This is a genomic window from Geofilum sp. OHC36d9, assembly GCF_052400685.1.
Taxonomy (GTDB): domain Bacteria; phylum Bacteroidota; class Bacteroidia; order Bacteroidales; family Marinilabiliaceae; genus CAZHHH01.
The window spans coordinates 1-20,474 of the sequence record NZ_JBQTGJ010000024.1; the positions used below are offsets into that span (position 1 = coordinate 1).

The window sequence follows — 20,474 nt, forward strand, 5'->3', positions numbered from 1 at the left end:
CTATTTGTTAACATGGCAATTCCTTTTTTTTTCATTTTACTTGACTTTTTACGTCAAGCTATTTCAGAATATGACAGATTGTCGTGCGCCCCAGTTACAGCGAAAAACAGCCCTAATGGTTTTACTTTCTAAATTTTCGGATTTTCTTAACAATCTCGCGCTCTTTTCCATATAGCCCCAAAAGAAGATCGGCCATATTGGAAGCTTCCCTGTAAACCTCATCCAACAAATTATTGGCATGGGTTGTTGCCTTTATACCGCTTGCTGTCCAATTCCGACTTTACTAAGGTTTTCTTTTATTTCTAATAATTCGACTTTGGCCACAGAATCGAATCCCTTTTCAGTCATGGTTACTTGTTCTTCCTCAATGAGTGTGATCTGATACGATAATCTTTCTATTTTCAAAATCTGAAATATGTTGTAGGAATTCATTTATTTCACCAAATAATGAACAATTATACTGGCCTTGGTTTATCGATAGTTTTCTGACAATAACTATTGTTTCGCTAATTTGCTCAACTTCATAGGAACATTGTCCATATACAGAACTAAACTGGACGCTATTTGGCAAAGATTCCATTGAGTATCCCTTTGGTACGGCTATTCGCAAAGTATCAATGTATGAGTAACTATATGGTTCATAGATATTCATATTTCTATTATCAGGAATAAAATCAAAAAATTTGTTACTGTGAAAAAAATCAGCAGAGAAAAGAATCATTGTATTTGTCTTTGAGGTATAATTGTAAATTTCACCTCTAGCGTGCAATTTTGCTTTGGGGTTTATTTTAGAATTATCTTCCAGCGAAAAGCCTTGAATTTTAATGCTTTTTGACGAGGACAAATGCTTTTGAAGTTCATCTTTTTGTTCTTTTGGAGAACTGTTTAGTAAGGAAAATATTTCAGTATATTGGTTACAGTTATATTCTGTACTTAGCTCAAAACAGGCGTCTCCCATTGTATCAATTTTAATATTGACATTTGATATTCGAGTGTTTTGATTTACATTAAAAGAAGGCGTTTTAACCAATTCACCACCGTTGGGTTTAATTAATAGCGCATAACGGTTTTGACTTCCCGGCGTAAGGAAACCAAAAGGGATTTTTTGATTCGTACATTCAAGCCATACAGTATCATTTTCAAAAGGGACGCATAGTATGATATGATTGGTTTGGTTTGCACTTGCAAAATCAGTGAATTTAATTTCCTGATATTTCCCTGTGCCAATTTCAGCATAATACGAACCGATTTCAGCACAATTTAATAATGCTTTGGTATAGTTTGATAAGGCTTTGCAGTCTCCATATCCTTTTGCATCCACATCCCTGGCTAATATTGGTTGAAATCCTCCAATGCCTAATGCTATATTCACATATCTTGTTTTGCTTTGCATATATTGGTATATAGCCTTTGCTTTATCTTTTTTTGTTGGAATGGTATCTGTCAAATCTTTAATAAATCGAACCGTTTCGTCAGACAATTCATCTCTGCCTTTGATTAAATCAGTAGTCCATTTCCCATAGCTTTGCCAGGTTGAAAAATCACCTTTACTACCTTCGTAAACAATTTCATTGGGCGACAGTAATACAGCGCACATAAAATCTAAATAATTTGGAGCTTGTGATTCATATTGTATCGCTTTAAGATTTTTTACAGACCATGTATAAACTTTTAAGTTGTCTGAAAGTGTAACATCCCGGTTATAATCATGGTTCAACTCCCTATACTTAATATCGTACTCTTTGGGTACACTAAATGACAATTCTGCTGCTTCAACCGAGACATTAAACCATTTCTGAGGAATCCATGTGTCAAAACCAACAATACCTGAATTTTCAATTACATATTCAAATTCGATGGTATAAGGAAAAGAGGTGATAGCCGGTTTAAAAAACTTTACCCTGTTGTCACTAAACAATGTGTAGTTATTGTTTGCTGCATAGTCACTGATTTCCTTTTTCTTAAGTTTTCCTTGTAAAATACCTTTCCCATTATACAAGGAACCTTTAATATCTAACACACGCGAATTTCTGTCATAAAAAAGGAGCAATTCAGAGGCATGTTTGCCATTTGGATTCAAAATAGTTATTGCATAATGTACCTCTGTTGTATATTTCTCAGCCGAAATTCTTTTGTATGATGTGTTATGGAATCGAATAACAGCATTTGCATTCAATTTTAACGAATCTGAAATATTGTCGACATCGTAATTATGCTGCCCTTGTGCTATAAATGATAAAACTAATGTCAGGGTTAAGAAAAGAGCTAATTTTTTCATTCCGATATTTTAAATAAAATCAGTTCGTTTTGTTTATCAACTATCATCTGATAAAAATTTTTCAATCCCTGATATTCCTCAGGTAAAAAAAGTGATTTACTTTGGGAAAACATTATAAAGAGAGAGATTCTGTTACCCAGCTGGGTTATATTGTAAATGTATCTCATTTTACCATCAGGGGTACAGATGTTCAGAGGTTTGGGTATTTCAGTAATGGTAAAGTTCTCAGGAAGTGAGATCGTATAAATCTGACGTACATTATAAGGATAGTCAAATTCAATGGGATAATCACGTTTTTCAAGTTTAAAGGGATTTTTTGAAATAAATGGTTGATATACAGGTTTGAAAAATGCAATATCGTTTGACTTTTCTATACTATTATTCTGGACAAATTTCAGAGTTAATTTCAAATCTTCTTGCGTAGAGTCCAACCCAACCACTTCCAATTCATTAATTTTGTAATCATTACTTCCTTTTTCAATAGATGATTGATATTCGGTAATACCGTTGTATTTTTTAATTATTTTCTTTTTAAGATAGGCCGCATACCCCTTTAAGGCCATTTCGTCAATTCCATTAATACTAAAGTCATTGTTTACATCTAATTTAAAACTTTCAATAATTGAATACGGCTTGTAATCCATCAGGTTGATCCAACTGCCACCTGTATTGTTTACGATTCGGCCTTTATCATTGAGACAACGAATGGGTAGCAGATTTATTTCTGAATAAGGGTCTGTAGCATCCATTAGCAATGTGTCGTTGCCGAGCTTTACCATCGATATAACATAATTAAACCGGCTAATTGAAGGATGTGCCGGATGTATAATGCCATTTTCTTGTGTACTAATTATTACAGGGTATGTATCAAAACCAAGTTCCCTGAGCAATACCGTCAGGTTTAGATTAATATCGGCACAGTTTCCAGTTCCTTCTTTATAGGCTTTGCTTAGACTTGATGTCGCATATTTGTTTTTATAGCCATTCCATGCCATTTTATCTTTTATAAAATTGAATGCACTATTTAAAAGTAAAAAGTCGGTTTGATCAAGCTGTTTCAGGGTTTCTACGTCATTTTTAAGATGGGACGCATTGTTTAATTCTTTCCCAAAACTAATATTACCGAGTAAATTATCATTTATTTTCTCCCAACTTGTTGTATAATATTTCATTAATGAATTGGGAAATTTGGTGGACTGAAGTTCAAATTCTATCTGACTGAGATAGTTCTCTTTGGTTCTTAAATATCCTTCAACAGGGAAAGCTGGAATTTCTTTGGCACTATAATGATAAATATTTTCGCTATAATTATATCTGTTAGTATAAGTCTGCTCTTTTACAGCAGTTCCTTCTGCCTTTTGATGATAGGTAATGGTTATTTCCCGACGGTTACTGTCCGCTTCCCTTTGTATAGGGAAATAGCCTTTTTGTGTATGATGATAATTAAAGTATTCGGGAATACTAACATGATATTCGCTTTGTAAGATTGGAATCGTTTTCTGAAAATACCATGGCCGCATATTAAAATAAAAGTCTGATTTAATAGTATATTCTATTTCAATTATAGAACCTTCCCTCACACTGGGCATTGCAAATTTTTGAGTAGTCCAGTATTTATTTGTTTCTTCTATAAATACGTCTTTTTTTTCAAGTTTGATCTTTACAATCTTATCGTTTTCTAAATTATAAGTGTACGCTTTAATTTTAACTATTTTTTCTTCATCACCATCGTGATATAATGGTATCTCAATATTAGCCCAGGAAAAACCCTCGGTATCAACTATTTTTATTCTGAAATGCCGTGAAAAAAATAATTGAAACCCTTTTTGGCTACTTTTTGCGTCATCTGAGCTTATTTTGGTATCGGCATATCTAAAATATGAATTTCCATAATCAAAAATAAAATAAGCATGAGCATTGGAGTCGATAGGACAAATATTATTATTAAACGCTTCTATCGATATCTTTCCGAATTTTTCAGGCGGTTTTTGAGAATAACAAGTTGAAAAAATGTTTGTTAATAAAATTAGGACAATAATTTTCAGGTTAGTTTTAAGTTGCATTTTTCTATATTTTTTAATTTTGGATACTATTCTTTATACATGCAGGCAACGTGCCCATAACGTTATGATTGTTTTAAGTTAATTACTGTATTTATATTGTCTTCCGGTAATTTCCGTAAAAACAGACATTGAATGTACGAATTTTCTAAAATTTGTCAAATAAATTGAATAAAAGTTGTAAATGGTTAAATGTGAGTCTCAGTGTATTTAGCTGATGCTTTTTAATTGTCTTTTTTTAATTTCCGATGTGAACCATCGCAGTTGGGCATCCTCTCTGACTGCCCGCATATACAATCGTTCAGGCCCTTTCCCCGGAATATTTTATCCATATTATTTCCGATTCTTGATTCACGGTTTTTTGATTGTTTTGGCTGAAAGAAATGCAAGAGATAGCCTCTTTGTCTTCCCGGTATCGGGTTTTAAAAAGCAATTTCAAAATCAGAATTTTCCTTAAATTCTGAATCTAATTCCGGCGGCATATCAAATTCAGTTGTCTGCTTCATCTGAAGCACCAATCCTGCTTTTTCTATATCTATAGCCTCAATTGGCTTTTAAACAATTCGCCAATTTTTAAGCGGACACCAACATTTTCTACTCATGAAACAGGTTATTAATTTTCTCACAATCAAATTTTGTTTCATGATTTATTACTGGAAGTAAAGCAATCACCATATCTGCAAGTGTCATAAAATCCTTCTCTGTATAAACGAGATAGTCAACCGTTCCCGATTTTTGTAATTTAATAGTCACGTCCGGAAAAGAAACGTCATCACCAGCCAGAATTCTTAAATCAGGGAAAGGGATATCGTCATCCGCTCTCACGGTATAGTCTGAATATTGTGATTTGGAAATAATAAATTGAGCCTGATTTTTATCTGAAGTTACACCAACAGTAAAATCTTCAAAACTTACTTCCGATCCAATTTCAATCTTAATATCGGGGAACGAAATATCATCACCTATACCAATACTAAAGTCCGGGAAGGAGATATCATCGTCAATAAAAAAAGTTACCTGCGCTTGAAGCGAAAAGCCGGTAAGACATAAGATTCCAACAATTAACTGTTTCATTATTATTATATAATATGAGTAAGCATCCCATTCAACCTTTCACAGGCTTCATCTATATTTTTCACCAATCCAATAATCTCTTTTCGCCTTCCAAAGCTTTTATTGCGGATATCTCCTGAGAAACTTCAATTACTCCCCGATAGTTATTTTTCTCATCACGAACCGCAAAATATTGGATGAATATAAAATTGCCTTTCATTTGAATCCAAAAATCCGCCTTCTCCTTTTCTCCCTTTCTAAATGATTCTACAATTTCCTCAACCACATGTACACTTTCGGGTGGATGGCAATTACTGACCTCGCGCCCGATGATAGCTGTTGTACGCGGAAAAATTCGTTTTTTAGGGTTAGAGAAGTAACACACTTTATTATTTTCATCGACATAGGTAATGTCAACCGGAAGGTGGTTAAAAACAAGTTTAATTTGCTCAACGCTCAAGGCGCCTGTCCCGAGGTTAATTTGTCCATTTTCAAGAATAGAGCGGGCTTCCTGTGAAACAGGTTTGGGCGGTTTAATATATGGGTAGCCCATTTCAAAACCCTCACGGTTCATTGCGTCGAGCTCTTTTTCGCTGATGGTTGATAGAATGTAAGGAAACAATATTTGTTCTTCCCTGAATTTGATGGCGTGCATATTAAAGAATATGTCGCCAACATATCTATTAAACGATTTTAAATCAATATCCTCCAACGAAAGCTGGCTAATTACAGTTTTAATATTTCGTCGAATATCATCCTGAAAAGACCACATAATCTGAAGACAACGATAATCATCCCATGTTTTTTCAATCATGGGAAATAGCACATTCTCTTTAATGGTATAATGCTTCACAAATACTTCAAGTTTTTCGAAAAGTTTTTTCAACTCCTTTTTAAGCATTGCGTTTTTAGCATCCTTCACAAAAGCTTTGAAAACAGGGCGAATTTTGTTTAAAACCAGCTCCATTTCATGGTTATTCTGTTCCAATACCCCCAAAAAAGAATCGGGTGCGGGTTCTATTCGTTGATAGCTTTCGATGGAAGCATGAAAAATATTCAGCACTTTATTTGTAAGAACTTTTATATCTTCCATTGGGTGTCCGTCTTTAATCAGTTCATCGAAAAGAGTGATAAAATCGGTAGGTATAACAGAATCAATGAAGCCTTCGTTTTCTCTGATAAAACTTTGTGCATTCCCAGTATTCAACAGCAGATGCGAGAGCTCCATCAATTTTGCAATTCGTTTTGCTTTTGTGTTTGTAAATTCCGACATATTATCTATTTCTTAAAAAATACCCAATATTCCTCTTCTCCTTTTTGATTTAACCAATGCTGGTAATTCAAACTCAATGATTTATCGATAAGTGGTGCCGGAATAAATGGGGCAATGACCTTTAATATCTCATTCCCGCTCAATTTTTTTACGGCCGAAAGCACTTCGTGCACGGGTTGTTCGCCCGCATTAAGCATTTCTCTGATATCGATGGACTCAGTAACCAAATCCTCGTTGAACCAATGAGGTTGTTCGCGGTTAAAGTTGCCACTATCGTCCTGAAAACCATCCAAAGCGGATTGACCAACTTCAGCTCTCAGCTTGTTTATCAACACTTCAACTTTAAGACCACCTATGGTTGCCGCCTGCGATAAACTTGTAATCCTGGTAATGGTTTTGCGCAACACCGGATTTTTTAACTTCTTAAACGGTGGCGCCGATTCAATTAGCAGCTCTTCCAACTGAGGATAGGCTTCGAGCAAATCGAATATTTTTGTTTTGGGAGTTATAACGAGCTTTTCCATCTTATTCTTCTTTGGGTTTACCATACGATAAAATACGTTGTTCCCCTTCCAAAGCCCTGTTTTCGGTAAGGTCTTGCGAATATTCCAGCGTTCCCAGGTATTCGCCATGCTCGTCACGAAGGGCAAAATATTCAATCTTGATAAACTTGCCTTTCATTTGAATCCAAAACGGCGCATGAGAGGCTCTGCCCGATTTAAAATCGTCAATAATCTTTTCTACAATATGGGTGCTTCCGGGGGGATGGCACAAACGCACATCACGGTTAATGATTGAGCGGCTACGGGCAAAAATACGTTCTTTACCCTGAGTAAAATATTTTACTTTGTCGTTTTTATCCACAAAAGTCATATCGGCAGGAATGGTATTGAGAATAGCCATTATTTCTTTGGCCGTAAAACTGCCTGATGGAAGTTGAATGTTGCCGTCATCCTTAACTGCTGTTTCATCAGTATCGCCAAATTCACTAATTAAACCTTCGGGTTTCCATTCTGTTTGCGGATCGTATAGAGTAAATCCAAATTCAAGCGTTTGTTTGTTAATCTTCCACCAATCCTCAACTGTGAGCACATCCATTGCCATAGGGAAAAGGATTTCTTCTTCCTTTTGCACCATGTCTACCAACCCCTGAATTGCAGGGTAAAAAAGTAAGTCAAGCGAATCGGCCAAATCATTTCTGGTTAAATCGGGCGTCTTAAGAATTTCGATACAAGCTTTTAACTGCTCCCGAATTTCATCGTGTTTACCCCACATTACTTTGGGAGGACCTGTAATCTCATTTTTTTCGAGGTATGGAAAAACAAGGTATTCTTTTCGTTTATAGTGTTTATCCACATCCATTAACTCGTTAAAAAGGCCTTGCAGAGCCAGCAGGTATCGCTCATATTCGTCGGCTTGAACCTCATCAAGAGCTTGCAGTAATGCTCTGGTTTTTACTGCCACATTTTTAATTGCAATATTCTCATGCTTAAACACATCCACGGGATGTCCCTGCGGAACTTCCTTTGCACCACTTAAATCAACATTACCCTCTAAAACGGAACCATGAATATCGCATAAATTAAGCACCTCCTCTTGCGGAAGTCCTTCTTGCATCAATTCCTGCTCCACTTCCACCACCTCGCCGTATGGAATATTTTTGAGCGATTCAATTAATTGTTGCCTTACGTCATTGGCTGACTCCCCGTCGTGGAGCTTCAAAATGAGTTCCTTTAACTTATCTTTTCTAAACCTCGAGTTATTAATTAATTCACTCATCGCATAAAGTTTTAAATTGATAAAAGCTTTGTCTTATTCTGTGGGTATTGAGCTCATTACAAAAAACACTTAAAGCAACATTGCTCTCATTACCTTGTGTCGTCAAAAAATACCACTATTTTATCTACCGGACAAAAAAGACTATTTCTCCGGTCTCCTTTTTCATATGTTTAAATTTATCTTTCAATGGTCATATGGAACTCTCGATGAATTTTAATCATTCTCCTGAGTGTATTTTAGAATGCTAAAATTCATGTTCGTTTCATATGTTTATAATTTGTCTCTCAGTTGCCATATGACCTTGTTCACGAACAAACCTACGCCTTAATTTTCTTCCTGTATCGTTTTCGCCACAGCAAATAGCCACTCAAAACCACCATAATACTTGCCAGTCCTGATAGTGGAACAATTAAAATATAAAAGTCACCTATTAAACTCTGAAAAAACCTGCCTGTGTGTATTTCAAGCGCTAAATTCCATAACGACATTTTAGATTCATCCAGTACATTTTCAGGCATTGGAGGGAATACCTGCGCATGATGCAATGGAATAACGCCTTTGTCATAATCTACCATGTATTGATTTCCGGCTACATCAGTAATATGCCCGGTAATTTTATAATCACCAATGGGTCGCCCTGAAGGGTTGCCCTGGTATATTTTACCCTGCGCATAGTTGTAAATGTCAGGATGTGATGGATGCCATAAAAACAAACCACTAAAAGAACCAACCAGATAAGCCCCGTTTGAAAAGGTCTCCAACGTATTAATTCCCATAACACTTACAGGCGGTTGAATTTCAATAAAAAGCGGCTGCAAATCATCCAAAGCCATGTAATACATCCCCTCTGATGTTGACAATAAGAAAATTTTTCTGTTTTCATCGTACAGCAAATCTCTTAATTTATCGTACCACGGATTGGGCTGATAAAGGTGTGAATATTTTATGGGTGCAACTTTTGCATTGGCAATGGCAATTAATAAAGGTGGACGCAAAAACATACCCGTAAAAAACAAAATGAGCAAAGCGACAAAAGTCCATGCACCTATATAATTGTGCCATTTTAAGGACCACCGGTTCACTTTAATAATGTTGGTTGATTTCTTTGTTTTTGCCTTACGCCTTTTTATCCATCCGGGAAAAATAAAATAAATAATGCCGGTAAGCGAAAGAAATATCGTCACGATCCCGAGCATATCAACAAAAAGTTTTCCGGGCAAACCAAATATTTCGCCCGAATGAATTTGCCAAATGGTTTTGAACAGACTGACTTCATTTTGGAAATCAGATGGTTTTTGTAATTCTATTTTTTCAAATACGGTATGGCTTCCATTGGACAAACCCTTAAATAAATAGGATCGATTGAGCGCATAAATGGTATCCTCAATGCTCTCAATAGCAACAAAACGTTTAATATCTACATCTAAAGCAAACTTCACCCATTCTTTTAGCTTTGCATTGTAAGCAAATAAACCAAAATGCGTGGCAGCATACAAGTGTCCGTCTGCTGAACGGAGCACATCAAATATCTTGCGGTTATCCATTCCTTTGGGAAAACCAGCGTTAAACGAACGATAATCTTTAAAAGTAGAATCGGTTACCCACACGCCAATATTGCCATACACCAAAATGCTGTCATTATTAATGATAAGATTTCCTTTTAAGGCACTATTATTCCAGTTGCGATAGTGAAAATTGTCAGGAAGTATGGTTCTGCTAACATCAATGCCGGAAAAAAATTCCCGGTGGTTCATAAAGATACCCGTGATGCTGTAATACAATAGTAATACAGAGATAATAAGCCCCGGCCACTTATGAAGCTTTTTATATACTTTGGCTAACTTACCTGATGGATTCCCCATAATCAATCACAATTTTCCATTTCAACAATATGGTAACCTTTAGCCTCTATATTTTTTATCATAATCTGGCTTGCCTCTTCGATATGGCAAAACGCACACTCTTTTGAAGAGAGTATTTCTGATTTTACCTGTTTCCCTTTTAAGTAATCATGTCCAAATTGATAAATTACTTCCGGCTCTCGTATCTGTTCCGGTACTAAAATATCAAAGTGCATTTTCTTACCATCGGTCCGTTGTACGTATGTATCCCAAACTGCTATTTTCATTTTTATTCTTCAGGTTTAATTATCCGGCAGACAAATTTCAAAGCCTCCATTATTTCATTTTCAGACCGCTGTAATTTATTTTTGTTTGCCACATGAATCTCGCAATAATAGTCATGCCCTTTTGCGGGAAACTATTCTCAAGCACGTTTCATATTTTCGATAATGGACACCCGGCTTCGCAATCATATTATCGAATACTAAAAAATATACGGCGACCAAAAGCTGACTATTTTACAAAAGACACAGGTCATTACCGTAACCTCTCTACAGTCTTTATTTTCCCATCATCAATCATCATAACCCGCCTGACAAGATAAACACGCATTGGCATAGGCATCATATTCATCAAAAGCAGGCCCGGGCTTTCCGTTTATGGTTATTACCCTGTCTATTCTGACATTTTCATCTGATTCAATAGCCAGAAATTCACCCTTATTGTTTTTTAAAATACCGGCAAATCGTCCGTTAGATTCTTCTAACGATTGATTATCACCAAAATAAACAACTCTTACAACTTGCTGCATTAAAGAGTCGGCAATTTCAAAAAAAGCCGGACTAACCGGTAAATAAATGTTATTTGCTTGCATCGTTTTCAGATTTTAAACACGCATTAATTATAGCATTGACATGGATACGTGTTGTGTTTAAGAAAGGCAAATCACAATAACTGTCGTCCGTAAACATCAATGGAAATTCGGTACAGCCCAATATAACAGCATCAATTTGTTGTTTTTCCTTCATATCTGCGACAATTTCAAGTAACTCTTGTTTTGTTTTATCTTTAAAAATGCCTAATTCAAGTTCCTGAAACAGCTTAGAATGAATGAACTCAATTTGTTGTTCATCCGGCACAATTACTTCAATGTTGTATTCGCTAAAAACCTTTTGATAAAAGTCGTTATTCATCGTAAATTTGGTACCCAGCAAACCGCACCTTTTTGCGCCAACAGATTGCGCCTCCTTAGCGCAAACATCCACAATACTAATTAACGGCAAATCAACCTTTGCCTGAATTTCACTGAATAATAAATGTGGCGTATTGGCACTTATCACAGCAAAGTCAGCTCCCGCATTTTTAATACCATTGAGGCATTGTATTAAATAATCTGCTGCTTCACCATACCTATTCGTCTCAAGTAAACCGATGAATTTTGACATCGTAACACTATAAATTACAATCTCAGGATAATCCAGACTTCCATTAGAATTTAATGCATTAAAACCATTTATTAATTCTTTGTAGTAATCGGAGGTAGCTTCCGGCCCTAACCCGCCTAATATCCCTATTTTCTTCATTATAGAATAGTTTAAGTAGAAATTTAATACGCTAACTCATCAACCAGTTTATAAAGTTCTTTATTTTCTATTTCGGTACGCAATACCAATTTCTTAAGAATTTGTTGGGTGTCATGAATAAACTCAGTTGCGTTTGCTTTTATCTTATGTTCGTTAGACCATTTCTTATCGTAAAGATTTATTATTTCTATGATATTACCCATCTCATTAAAAAACTTTCCCGCTGTATTAGCAATATTTACATCTTCGTGATTTAATAAAATGGGATATATCACTTTATCTTCAATAGATAAATGAAACTTTAACTTCCCAAATAACCCGGAAATTAATAAACGTATTTCGCGTGCATTATTCAATATTACCTCTGGCTTTAACTTGCCATTAACGTTTTCAATGGCATTTAAAATACCTTCGTGCTGCTCTCTGTACCGATTTGTGTTCATTTCGTATTAGTTAATCGTTTTAATCGAATTTAAATGACTGGTTTTGTCAGGCATAATCTGCTTCCAGGTATATTACCAGGAATCAATACAATTAGATAACATCCATAAAGTCGGGAGTTTGGCTATAAAATTCAGGTATAAGGCTGCGTAGCTCTAAAAAGAGGTGGGTTTACTGATGTAAAGAACCATTTTATAAACAAGCCTAACGCCAAAGGAGGACTTTATAAACAGTCTCTGATCGGGAGAAACATACCTGCTCTATAATTACGATGGTTCATCGGCTGCACGAACTTTAATTTTGTTTTGCTGCCCCTCTAAAATGTGAGTTTACTTTCGTTAATGGCAATTTTGAGGACAAACATAAAGCAAAAGTTAGCCTTCTCTTGTAAGCCTTATTATTAATCTACATCAACACCTTTATTTTACAAATCTCAAACAAACTCATTACTACAAGCCAAAACAGATACTGTTTATCTCAAATAGCTGAGCCATTTAGAGGCTGACTTTTACAATGCCTCGCAACACTTAATTCTTGAATATATATTCATAACTATTGTTTTTTAATTTCAACAAAGATAGATAATTTTTATAAAAAGATACTAGTGTCTTTTTATAAAAATTATACATTTGAACATAAATTCTAAACTCAAACGATTATGAATACAAAGAAGCTATGGGAAGTATTTGTACTGGTAATGGTTATATCCGTTGGAATATTAGGGTATAATAATCAATAAATTTATCGGGAAGCGCCACCTATGTCAAAAAGTCCATTATGTGGCAAATAATAAATCTTCATTTTTGAGAATTCGAAGATTGAAAAAGGTGAGTTAACCGATGTAAATAACCATTTTAAATGCGAGCGTAACGAAAAAAATAAAATTTCACTTAAAAGATGTGTAGCTCCTCAACAGCCTCTTTAAGAAAATCGCGGGAATAATAGTCATCATCCACCACTTTTTCGTTCCATATAACAATGTCTAAATCAATATTTCGGGGTCCATATTTAGGTGCTGAGCGATCGCGGCCCATGTCGTCTTCAACTTTTTTTAGAAAAAGCTTTAAATCGGCATAATCCATCCCCGTTTTAGCCAACAAGGCACCATTAATGAAGTCGGCCTGATTGATGATGCCCACAGGCTTTGTTATTTGCAGAGAAGACAATTTCATAATTTTCAACGCCTTCGTCAGGCGCTGTATGGCTTCTGCAAAATTCAGATAAGGCTCAATGTTCGATCCCATCCCTATCACGACCAAATTATCACGCATGGATCAAAATTTATTCAACAACAACTAAACTATTTCTCTTTTCTTCTCCAACGAAAAAGCAACGCTTCGGGCAAACCTTAATGCGTGTGGCTTATCAGCGGTAACTTCCACCTTCAATATCCGTTCATTTAACAACAAATAATCGGCCACGTTGTTAACCAACCTCTCCAACAAATTAAAATGGCCATCTTCCACCAAACGAACAATCCCTTTGCACAATGTTTTATAATTAAGTGCGTCATCGGGACTATCGCTTATTTCTTCACCTCTAAGACCATAGTGAATGGCAATATTTAACAGAACATCCTGTTTCTTGCCCAACTCATGAGGATTGAACCCCACTTCTGTTCGGAGCAACAAATCTCTTATAAAAATAACAGCCATAATTTAAATTAAATGTGCGCCGGAATCACAATTAATTATTTGTCCGGTAATTGAATTATTAGTGATTAAAAAATACACACTATTGACGAGGTTGTCAAGTCCAACAGCTCTCTTTAAAGGTGTTTGTGCCACCACATTACTCAACCACGAATCGTCCTTGCCCATAGGAGGTAGCACTGGACCAGGCGCCACACCATTAACGCGCATATCAGGCGCCCATTCCAACGCAGCCATCTTGGTCAGATGCATCAACGATTTTTTAGCCAGCGAATAGGCAGCGTATGAACTGTCCTCATTATGAACCCGTGTATCCAAAATATTGACAATAACCCCAGATTTATATTTAAGATAAAAATCGCGCATTAAAAAAAAAGGCGTCTCAAAATTAATGATAAACTCACGTCTCAACAGTTCACCCTCTGTTTTGGCCAAAGCACCGGGATCAAATACCGAAGCATTATTTATCAGTGCGTCTAGTTTCGAAACACCTTCAGGCAATACAGACATCATTTTTTGAGCTGTAATCTCGCCCAAAGACATATCGCCCTGAACCACACAAAACTTCTGATCAGGATAATCTTCAGAAAACTTTTTTGCCAGAGCCAACGCCTCTTTCTTACTTTCATTATAATGCAAAACCACATTCCACCCTTTTTGGGCAAAATGTTCGCAAAGAACCCGACCAACCCTTTTGGCAGCGCCTGTTACTAAAACCGTTGGATGCATCATTACTTTAATTCTCTAATTATTGATATATTAATGTCACTAATTTTTCAAGTCCCTGGCGATCAGAATCCTCAAAACGATTAAAAGCCCGGCTGTCGACATCTAAAACAGCCACTATCTGTCCCATTTTATCTTTCACTGGGACCACAATTTCTGAATTACTAAGCGAAGAACAGGCTATATGACCAGGAAATTCATTGACATTACCTACCACCACACTTTCTCCTCTATTAATTGCAGCCCAACAAACCCCAACATCTTTTTTCAATTTCAGGCAAGCCACCGGACCCTGATAAGGCCCTACAATCAGGTCGCCACCCTCTAAAAAATAAAATCCAGTCCAAAAATAATCCTTCATTTTATGATGAAGCAAGGCAGCCATCGTTGCCATACGAGTAATCGGATGCGAAGTGGCTGAAATTAAACCAGCAACCTGTTTGTATACACGCTCATACCGAGCCAAATTACGATCTTCCATATACTAAACTATATTTATAGAGAAACAAAAAAACGAATGGACAACTTATTTCTGTTTATAATTTGTTTTCATTTGCCTGAAGAAATACTCAAGAAACAATCGTCCTCCAATGTAAGGATCAAAAATAAGTGTAAATAAATATTTAATTCTGACCAGTTCATCATTTAACTGTAGCCTACAAATCACAAACTAAAAAATAGATTTAATTACAAAAAATAGATAAACAACAAAATTATGACATTTCTTCCAACAATAAGAACCAAATTATTAATGGCTGAAATTACGACATTTTCAGGGTTTGAGCTCAATTCAAAAATAATTTTCCCAAAATATTAACAAAATTAAAGGTTGCACAAAACAGCCGGCATTAACTTTCGTCAAAACCGGCTGTCCACTCATCTACTAAACCTAAACCCAAAACTATGCTATTTAAACATTCAGGTATTCGAATACCTGAATTATTTAAAAATAAAATTAATTTGCGTAACTGCCTTCAGCATCTCTCAACATACTTTGTAATTTCTTACGAGTAAAGAAAATACGACTCTTAACTGTTCCGATAGGGAGTTCCAACTTCTCAGCAATTTCTTTATACTTATACCCATCGGTATGCATTTTAAATGGGATGCGAAAGTCATCGTCCAACTTCTCAATATAGTGATTCATTTCTGAAACACTGTGCACCATTTCTGGTGTTTCAGAGGTATAATTACGACGGTAAGCCACCCTTAAGGCATCTTCATTACCGTCAAATGTATTACGAGTTTTTTGGTTACGACGATAATTATTAATAAAGGTATTCTTCATAATAGTAAAAATCCAGGCCTTAAAATTTGTATTGGCCGTAAACTGATTACGATAGGTCAAAGCCTTTAAAATAGTCTCCTGTAACAAATCTCTTGCATCTTCATCGTTAGCGGTCAAACTTAATGCAAAATAAAGCAACTTGTCCTGTAGTCCCAACAGGTGATTATTAAATTGAATTGTTGTCATGGCTGATGATTTTGTTTTGTTTGTATAACAAATGTACGCAAAGAATAAACAACAACAAATATTTATGACCAGATAATTATAAGTATTTAGACTAAATATAAATAAAAACCACTGTAAAACTTTACAAATGAGAAATTTAATATATAATATCAAAATTGTCAATAGTTCATAGCCAAAAACTATAAAGTAATTTCCTAAACAAAAGCTTTTAGAATCTTTTTATCCTAAATACACCATTTATCAACGCTGACCGCCAGCTTTTTGACATAGATATTGAGCGAATAAACTCGTATTTTTAGGACGAGCACAACGCGGTAGTATGACTTTTCTTGCAAGCACTAATTAATTAGATTATTTTTAAAGCTGGTAATAACTACTAAGCCGTCGCAAAACAAGTTATAGAAAAAACCATTCCGATATGAAACGACACATCACCTCATTGCTTATACATGGTAATAAAGAAGAAAAATCAGCAGAATCAAACAGAAGTCTGAAAATACCGATATACGAAACGGCCTCGTTTGATTTTGAAACGTCTGAAGACATGGAGAAAGCATTCAGAGGCGAAAGTAACGCCTTTTCATACTCCCGAATATCAAACCCTACTGTTAACGAATTGCAAAATCGGCTACAGCTATTCAGCGGCTCGGCTCACAGTTTATGTGTAAGTTCGGGAATGGCGGCTATTTCGAACGTATTCCTGACATTATGCAGCGCAGGTGATAACATCATTACATCGCGGTATCTTTTTGGCAACACCTATTCTTTATTTGCGAATACGCTAAGTTCGTTTGAAATTGAAACCAGGTTTACCGATCTTGACAACCTATCAGAAATAGCATCTCACATCGATTCGAATACCAGAGCCATTTTTCTTGAGGTGCCCACCAACCCACAATTAATTATTTTCGACATCGAAAAAATAGCGGCGCTGGCACAGGAAAAGCAAATTCCCCTGGTGATTGATAACAGTATTCTGACACCTTATGCCTTTCATGCCAATGAATTTTGTGTTGACATCGAAATATTTTCCAACACTAAATTTATTTCGGGTGGCGCCACTTCCATTGGTGGCGCTATTCAAATTTATAAATCCAACAAATGGCAATTTATTCCTAAACTAAAAAAAGAATATGATGCTTTTGGACAACAAGCCTTCTTTAAACGTCTATACAAAGAAATTTACCGAAATATCGGCGCCTGCTTATCACCATCCAGCGCATGGCTTCAACTGCTAGGCCTGGAGACAATAGGTGTTAGAATTGACAGAATTGAAAAAAATGCGCTCACAGTGGCTCAGTTTCTTGAAAACCACCCAAAAGTAAAACAAGTTAGTTACTTATCACTTCCCTCCTATAAATACTTTGACAGAGCCCAAAAATATACCAATGGACACGGAGGTTGCCTCATCAACTTAACATTAAAAGATAAAAAAGCCTGTTTCACAATGATGGATAAGCTAAAAATGGTGAGAAGAGGAACCAATTTTTGCGATAACAAATCAATGATTATTCATCCGGCATCAACTATTTACTGGGATTACAGCGCTAATGACAAAGAGTTGATGTTGATAAATGAAGGCACGCTTCGCTTGTCGGTAGGATTAGAGCACCAGGATGATATCATTGAAGATTTGTCCCGCGCATTGCAATCAATATAGTTAGTTCATACAAGGCAAGTCTATTTAGAGTCTGTCTATAAAGTCAACTTCTGCGTTACGCTTGTCATAAAAACAGTCATTTACGAAAAGTAAACTCCTTGATTTTTATGACTTCGCAAGCCTTGAATTTGAACTTTATAGTTCGGACACTTAGTTTATAGACAGGCACTATTTAGTGTTTGAAATATAAAGCCCAACTTCTGCGTTACGCTTGCTCTAAAAATGGTCATTTACGGGAGTAAACTCACATTTTTCGAGCTGCGCAAACCTTGAATTAGAACTTTATATTTCAAACACTTAGTTTATGGACAGACTCTATTTAGCGGGAGGCCATCAGAGACAAACGCGCTGCTTCAAGCTTATCCCGCTCCTGTGCCGATAAATCAGGATATTTTAAAGGTAAAGCCTGCAATCGATTGACAATAATATTACTGACAGCCAGCCGCATAAACCACTTTTTGTCGGCAGGAATAACATACCAGGGTGCATAATCGGTACTGGTATTTGATAATAATTGCGAGTAAGCTTTCATATAAGCATTCCAATGTTGCCGTTCAGACACATCCGCCATGGAGAATTTCCAGTTCCTGGCCGGGTCATCAATTCGTTTCAAAAACCTCTTTTTTTGCTCCTCTTTCGACACGTTAAGAAAAAATTTCAGGATAATCGTTCCATTATCGTGCAAGTGTTTTTCGAAATGATTAATCTGGTTAAATCGTTTTTCCCAAAAATGATCGTCCACATCATCGACGGATGTAATACCAGGCAATTGCTGCTTCAGCAGATACTCCGGATGAACTCTCACAACCAACACTTCTTCGTAATACGAACGGTTAAAAATACCAATACGTCCACGCTCCGGCAACCGCTGATAAATTCGCCACATATAATCATGATCCAATTCCTCAGCCGAAGGTGTTTTAAAGCTATACACCTGTGTTCCCTGCGGATTAACGCCCGACATCACATGTTTGATGGTGCCATCCTTACCCGCCGCATCCATCGCCTGAAAAATAATTAACACCGAATACCGATTATGTGCATATAACTTATCCTGAAGCTGCTGCAAAGCCTCGATATTTGAATTGAGCTCCACCGCAGCGTCGTCCTTATCGCTCATACCATTGGTATAATCGGAATGAAAATCACTCACCTTCACTTTTTCCCCAGGCTTAACCCGCAAAGCATCATCATTATTTAGTTGTATCATAAATCATGATTTTTATAGCATAAGATACAAACAAAGAAGGCATGTACAAAAATAAATTCGACCATATCACCAATTTGCGTCTATTCAGGAACTACACATAAAAACGTATTGTTTTAACCGAAAGCGCAAATTAAAAACTTTACCAATCTGATTAATATGAGTTCTCTATGCCAGAGAACCATTTTAAGGACTAATATAGCGCAAACTCCCGACTTTATGGACAGGCACTATTTAAATACCGTAAGGATAAAAGGAACCAACACAGGCACCAGCATTGATAATACCAACCCACTAAAAACAGCCACAACAGCCATTTCTTTCCCGCTATACCGAACCACCACCGGAAGTGTAGTGTCCATGGCAGTAGCACCACCTGAAGCAATAACCGCATATTTTCCGAACCATTTGACCAAAAGCGGCGCCAAAGTTAAAGTCAACACTTCTCTGAAAATATTAGCCAGCAAGGCAACCACACCCAGTTCTTCCCCACTTATTTCGGCTATCAAAATTCCGGATAAAGAGTAATAACCAAAACCGGCACCAACAGCCATTGCCTCCCGGATTGAAATATTAAATAACAAAAAAGAAAACAGTGTCGCACCCAATAATGAACCCAAAATAACGGCCAATGGCACCAAAATCATCTTTGCATTAACCTGTCTGAAAATACGACGCATCTCGGTATCGCTACCAATGCCAATACCAACCAACAGCATCAATAAGTATAATGTATAAGAGGATAAATCTTCATTATGCATCCATTCCGGCGCCAACCCGGTATAAGCAATTAATCCACCTGCAAAAAAAACTGAAAGAAAAAGTAAACTACTTTTCATATGATTATAATTTGTTTCTCAATTGCCATATGAAACTCTCCGGAATAATCATACTTCTGTATGTGAATCAATTCCCATGGCTCGTTTCGTACCCGTAAATAATTTGTTCTGTAAGGAGAAGGCAGAACGCCCTTATAAAATTCATATTTATTTATCTTCTCAAGCAAGTTGACTCACTCTGGTGATGGTTGATCGTTAATTTTTAAAAAACCAACGAATAAATAATAAAACCAATACCATACTTCCAAGTGAAGCTCCTATTGTAAGCCACAGTGCGATTAACCCCAAACCAGCCATCTGACTCACCACTTTCTCGTTAAATCCCACCGACAAACCAAGGACGAACAAAAGCACACCGATTAAAGCCAAAGTCAGTGTCTCCATTCTCTTTTTTGAAACTGCCGGATGATTTAACCATCGACCTGCCAATAGGCCAATCAAAAATAAACCAATTACAAAAAAAGTAGTCATTAACATTTATTGTTAAAATCAAGCATTAAAGATAAGAACTAATCATCTATTTTTGTGCGTTCGTCAAAGCATTCTAATAAATGGTCAATTTAGACTTGAGCTCCCAGAGTCTTTGACGTACATTTGCATCATAGAAA

20 protein-coding genes are annotated in these 20,474 nt (G+C 36.2%); 1 reads left to right on the forward strand and 19 read right to left on the reverse strand.

Annotation, left to right across the window (positions count from 1 at the left end):
* Positions 1 to 364: 364 nt before the first annotated feature.
* The 16 genes from ACT3CD_RS15640 to ACT3CD_RS15715 all read right to left on the reverse strand — a co-directional run bounded on the left by ACT3CD_RS15640 (position 365) and on the right by ACT3CD_RS15715 (position 16,160).
* Complete coding sequence (locus tag ACT3CD_RS15640) at positions 365 to 2,278, reverse strand: DUF3857 domain-containing protein (protein ID WP_444646595.1); 1,914 nt, start codon at positions 2,276 to 2,278, stop codon at positions 365 to 367.
* Positions 2,275 to 4,341, reverse strand: coding sequence for a DUF3857 domain-containing protein (locus ACT3CD_RS15645; protein ID WP_444646596.1), 2,067 nt, complete (start codon positions 4,339 to 4,341; stop codon positions 2,275 to 2,277). The genes ACT3CD_RS15640 and ACT3CD_RS15645 overlap by 4 nt, the downstream gene beginning before the upstream one ends.
* Positions 4,342 to 4,932: 591 nt before the next feature.
* Complete coding sequence (locus ACT3CD_RS15650) at positions 4,933 to 5,412, reverse strand: hypothetical protein (RefSeq protein WP_444646597.1); 480 nt, start codon at positions 5,410 to 5,412, stop codon at positions 4,933 to 4,935.
* 61 nt (positions 5,413 to 5,473) lie between these two features.
* Complete coding sequence (locus ACT3CD_RS15655; RefSeq protein WP_444646598.1) at positions 5,474 to 6,664, reverse strand: DUF438 domain-containing protein; 1,191 nt, start codon at positions 6,662 to 6,664, stop codon at positions 5,474 to 5,476.
* Between the two features lie 5 nt (positions 6,665 to 6,669).
* Positions 6,670 to 7,188: a DUF1858 domain-containing protein gene (locus ACT3CD_RS15660; protein ID WP_444646599.1), complete on the reverse strand. Its 519-nt coding sequence runs from the start codon at positions 7,186 to 7,188 to the stop codon at positions 6,670 to 6,672.
* Between the two features lies 1 nt (position 7,189).
* On the reverse strand, positions 7,190 to 8,443 hold the full coding sequence (locus ACT3CD_RS15665; RefSeq protein WP_444646600.1) for a DUF438 domain-containing protein: 1,254 nt from the start codon (positions 8,441 to 8,443) through the stop codon (positions 7,190 to 7,192).
* 317 nt (positions 8,444 to 8,760) lie between these two features.
* Entirely contained in the window at positions 8,761 to 10,305 is a 1,545-nt protein-coding gene (locus ACT3CD_RS15670) for a PepSY domain-containing protein (RefSeq protein WP_444646601.1), read from the reverse strand.
* A gap of 2 nt (positions 10,306 to 10,307) precedes the next feature.
* The gene (locus ACT3CD_RS15675; protein WP_444646602.1) at positions 10,308 to 10,571 is read right to left on the reverse strand and encodes a DUF2024 family protein; all 264 of its coding nucleotides are present in this window, start codon (positions 10,569 to 10,571) and stop codon (positions 10,308 to 10,310) included.
* A gap of 287 nt (positions 10,572 to 10,858) precedes the next feature.
* Positions 10,859 to 11,158, reverse strand: a complete 300-nt coding sequence (locus tag ACT3CD_RS15680) for a hypothetical protein (RefSeq protein ID WP_444646603.1) — start codon at positions 11,156 to 11,158, stop codon at positions 10,859 to 10,861.
* Positions 11,145 to 11,867, reverse strand: coding sequence for an aspartate/glutamate racemase family protein (locus tag ACT3CD_RS15685; RefSeq protein ID WP_444646604.1), 723 nt, complete (start codon positions 11,865 to 11,867; stop codon positions 11,145 to 11,147). The genes ACT3CD_RS15680 and ACT3CD_RS15685 overlap by 14 nt, the downstream gene beginning before the upstream one ends.
* 23 nt (positions 11,868 to 11,890) lie before the next feature.
* Positions 11,891 to 12,310 carry a hemerythrin domain-containing protein gene (locus ACT3CD_RS15690; protein ID WP_444646605.1) on the reverse strand — a complete coding sequence of 140 codons (420 nt, stop codon included), beginning with the start codon at positions 12,308 to 12,310 and terminating at the stop codon, positions 11,891 to 11,893.
* 888 nt (positions 12,311 to 13,198) lie between these two features.
* Positions 13,199 to 13,579 (reverse strand): 2-amino-4-hydroxy-6-hydroxymethyldihydropteridine diphosphokinase, encoded by a 381-nt coding sequence (gene folK, locus ACT3CD_RS15695; RefSeq protein WP_444646606.1) that lies wholly within the window; start codon positions 13,577 to 13,579, stop codon positions 13,199 to 13,201.
* A 24-nt stretch (positions 13,580 to 13,603) separates the two neighbouring features.
* A complete protein-coding gene (locus tag ACT3CD_RS15700; RefSeq protein WP_444646607.1) occupies positions 13,604 to 13,963 on the reverse strand; it encodes a dihydroneopterin aldolase in 360 nt (119 codons plus the stop codon).
* A 3-nt stretch (positions 13,964 to 13,966) separates the two neighbouring features.
* Positions 13,967 to 14,692, reverse strand: coding sequence for an SDR family oxidoreductase (locus ACT3CD_RS15705; RefSeq protein ID WP_444646608.1), 726 nt, complete (start codon positions 14,690 to 14,692; stop codon positions 13,967 to 13,969).
* Between the two features lie 16 nt (positions 14,693 to 14,708).
* On the reverse strand, positions 14,709 to 15,167 hold the full coding sequence (locus ACT3CD_RS15710; protein ID WP_444646609.1) for a GAF domain-containing protein: 459 nt from the start codon (positions 15,165 to 15,167) through the stop codon (positions 14,709 to 14,711).
* 474 nt (positions 15,168 to 15,641) lie between these two features.
* On the reverse strand, positions 15,642 to 16,160 hold the full coding sequence (locus tag ACT3CD_RS15715; RefSeq protein WP_444646610.1) for an RNA polymerase sigma factor: 519 nt from the start codon (positions 16,158 to 16,160) through the stop codon (positions 15,642 to 15,644).
* Positions 16,161 to 16,578: 418 nt separating this feature from the next.
* Here ACT3CD_RS15715 and ACT3CD_RS15720 point away from each other — a divergent pair, with 418 nt between their 5' ends.
* Complete coding sequence (locus ACT3CD_RS15720) at positions 16,579 to 17,820, forward strand: aminotransferase class I/II-fold pyridoxal phosphate-dependent enzyme (RefSeq protein WP_444646611.1); 1,242 nt, start codon at positions 16,579 to 16,581, stop codon at positions 17,818 to 17,820.
* Between the two features lie 319 nt (positions 17,821 to 18,139).
* Here the strand turns inward: ACT3CD_RS15720 and ACT3CD_RS15725 are convergent, their stop codons facing one another.
* From ACT3CD_RS15725 to ACT3CD_RS15735, 3 genes are all read right to left on the reverse strand, one after another.
* Complete coding sequence (locus ACT3CD_RS15725) at positions 18,140 to 19,030, reverse strand: polyphosphate kinase 2 family protein (RefSeq protein ID WP_444646612.1); 891 nt, start codon at positions 19,028 to 19,030, stop codon at positions 18,140 to 18,142.
* A 227-nt stretch (positions 19,031 to 19,257) separates the two neighbouring features.
* Positions 19,258 to 19,866 (reverse strand): lysine exporter LysO family protein, encoded by a 609-nt coding sequence (locus ACT3CD_RS15730; RefSeq protein WP_444646613.1) that lies wholly within the window; start codon positions 19,864 to 19,866, stop codon positions 19,258 to 19,260.
* 195 nt (positions 19,867 to 20,061) lie between these two features.
* Positions 20,062 to 20,337: a LysO family transporter gene (locus ACT3CD_RS15735; protein ID WP_444646614.1), complete on the reverse strand. Its 276-nt coding sequence runs from the start codon at positions 20,335 to 20,337 to the stop codon at positions 20,062 to 20,064.
* Positions 20,338 to 20,474 lie beyond the last annotated feature (137 nt).

Coding starts and splice junctions, on each gene's coding strand:
- ACT3CD_RS15640 (WP_444646595.1), bottom strand. CDS start 2,278: ATGAAAAAATTAGCTCTTTTCTTAACCCTGACATTAGTTTTATCATTT.
- ACT3CD_RS15645 (WP_444646596.1), bottom strand. CDS start 4,341: ATGCAACTTAAAACTAACCTGAAAATTATTGTCCTAATTTTATTAACA.
- ACT3CD_RS15650 (WP_444646597.1), bottom strand. CDS start 5,412: ATGAAACAGTTAATTGTTGGAATCTTATGTCTTACCGGCTTTTCGCTT.
- ACT3CD_RS15655 (WP_444646598.1), bottom strand. CDS start 6,664: ATGTCGGAATTTACAAACACAAAAGCAAAACGAATTGCAAAATTGATG.
- ACT3CD_RS15660 (WP_444646599.1), bottom strand. CDS start 7,188: ATGGAAAAGCTCGTTATAACTCCCAAAACAAAAATATTCGATTTGCTC.
- ACT3CD_RS15665 (WP_444646600.1), bottom strand. CDS start 8,443: ATGAGTGAATTAATTAATAACTCGAGGTTTAGAAAAGATAAGTTAAAG.
- ACT3CD_RS15670 (WP_444646601.1), bottom strand. CDS start 10,305: ATGGGGAATCCATCAGGTAAGTTAGCCAAAGTATATAAAAAGCTTCAT.
- ACT3CD_RS15675 (WP_444646602.1), bottom strand. CDS start 10,571: ATGAAAATAGCAGTTTGGGATACATACGTACAACGGACCGATGGTAAG.
- ACT3CD_RS15680 (WP_444646603.1), bottom strand. CDS start 11,158: ATGCAAGCAAATAACATTTATTTACCGGTTAGTCCGGCTTTTTTTGAA.
- ACT3CD_RS15685 (WP_444646604.1), bottom strand. CDS start 11,867: ATGAAGAAAATAGGGATATTAGGCGGGTTAGGGCCGGAAGCTACCTCC.
- ACT3CD_RS15690 (WP_444646605.1), bottom strand. CDS start 12,310: ATGAACACAAATCGGTACAGAGAGCAGCACGAAGGTATTTTAAATGCC.
- folK (WP_444646606.1), bottom strand. CDS start 13,579: ATGCGTGATAATTTGGTCGTGATAGGGATGGGATCGAACATTGAGCCT.
- ACT3CD_RS15700 (WP_444646607.1), bottom strand. CDS start 13,963: ATGGCTGTTATTTTTATAAGAGATTTGTTGCTCCGAACAGAAGTGGGG.
- ACT3CD_RS15705 (WP_444646608.1), bottom strand. CDS start 14,692: ATGATGCATCCAACGGTTTTAGTAACAGGCGCTGCCAAAAGGGTTGGT.
- ACT3CD_RS15710 (WP_444646609.1), bottom strand. CDS start 15,167: ATGGAAGATCGTAATTTGGCTCGGTATGAGCGTGTATACAAACAGGTT.
- ACT3CD_RS15715 (WP_444646610.1), bottom strand. CDS start 16,160: ATGACAACAATTCAATTTAATAATCACCTGTTGGGACTACAGGACAAG.
- ACT3CD_RS15720 (WP_444646611.1), top strand. CDS start 16,579: ATGAAACGACACATCACCTCATTGCTTATACATGGTAATAAAGAAGAA.
- ACT3CD_RS15725 (WP_444646612.1), bottom strand. CDS start 19,030: ATGATACAACTAAATAATGATGATGCTTTGCGGGTTAAGCCTGGGGAA.
- ACT3CD_RS15730 (WP_444646613.1), bottom strand. CDS start 19,866: ATGAAAAGTAGTTTACTTTTTCTTTCAGTTTTTTTTGCAGGTGGATTA.
- ACT3CD_RS15735 (WP_444646614.1), bottom strand. CDS start 20,337: ATGACTACTTTTTTTGTAATTGGTTTATTTTTGATTGGCCTATTGGCA.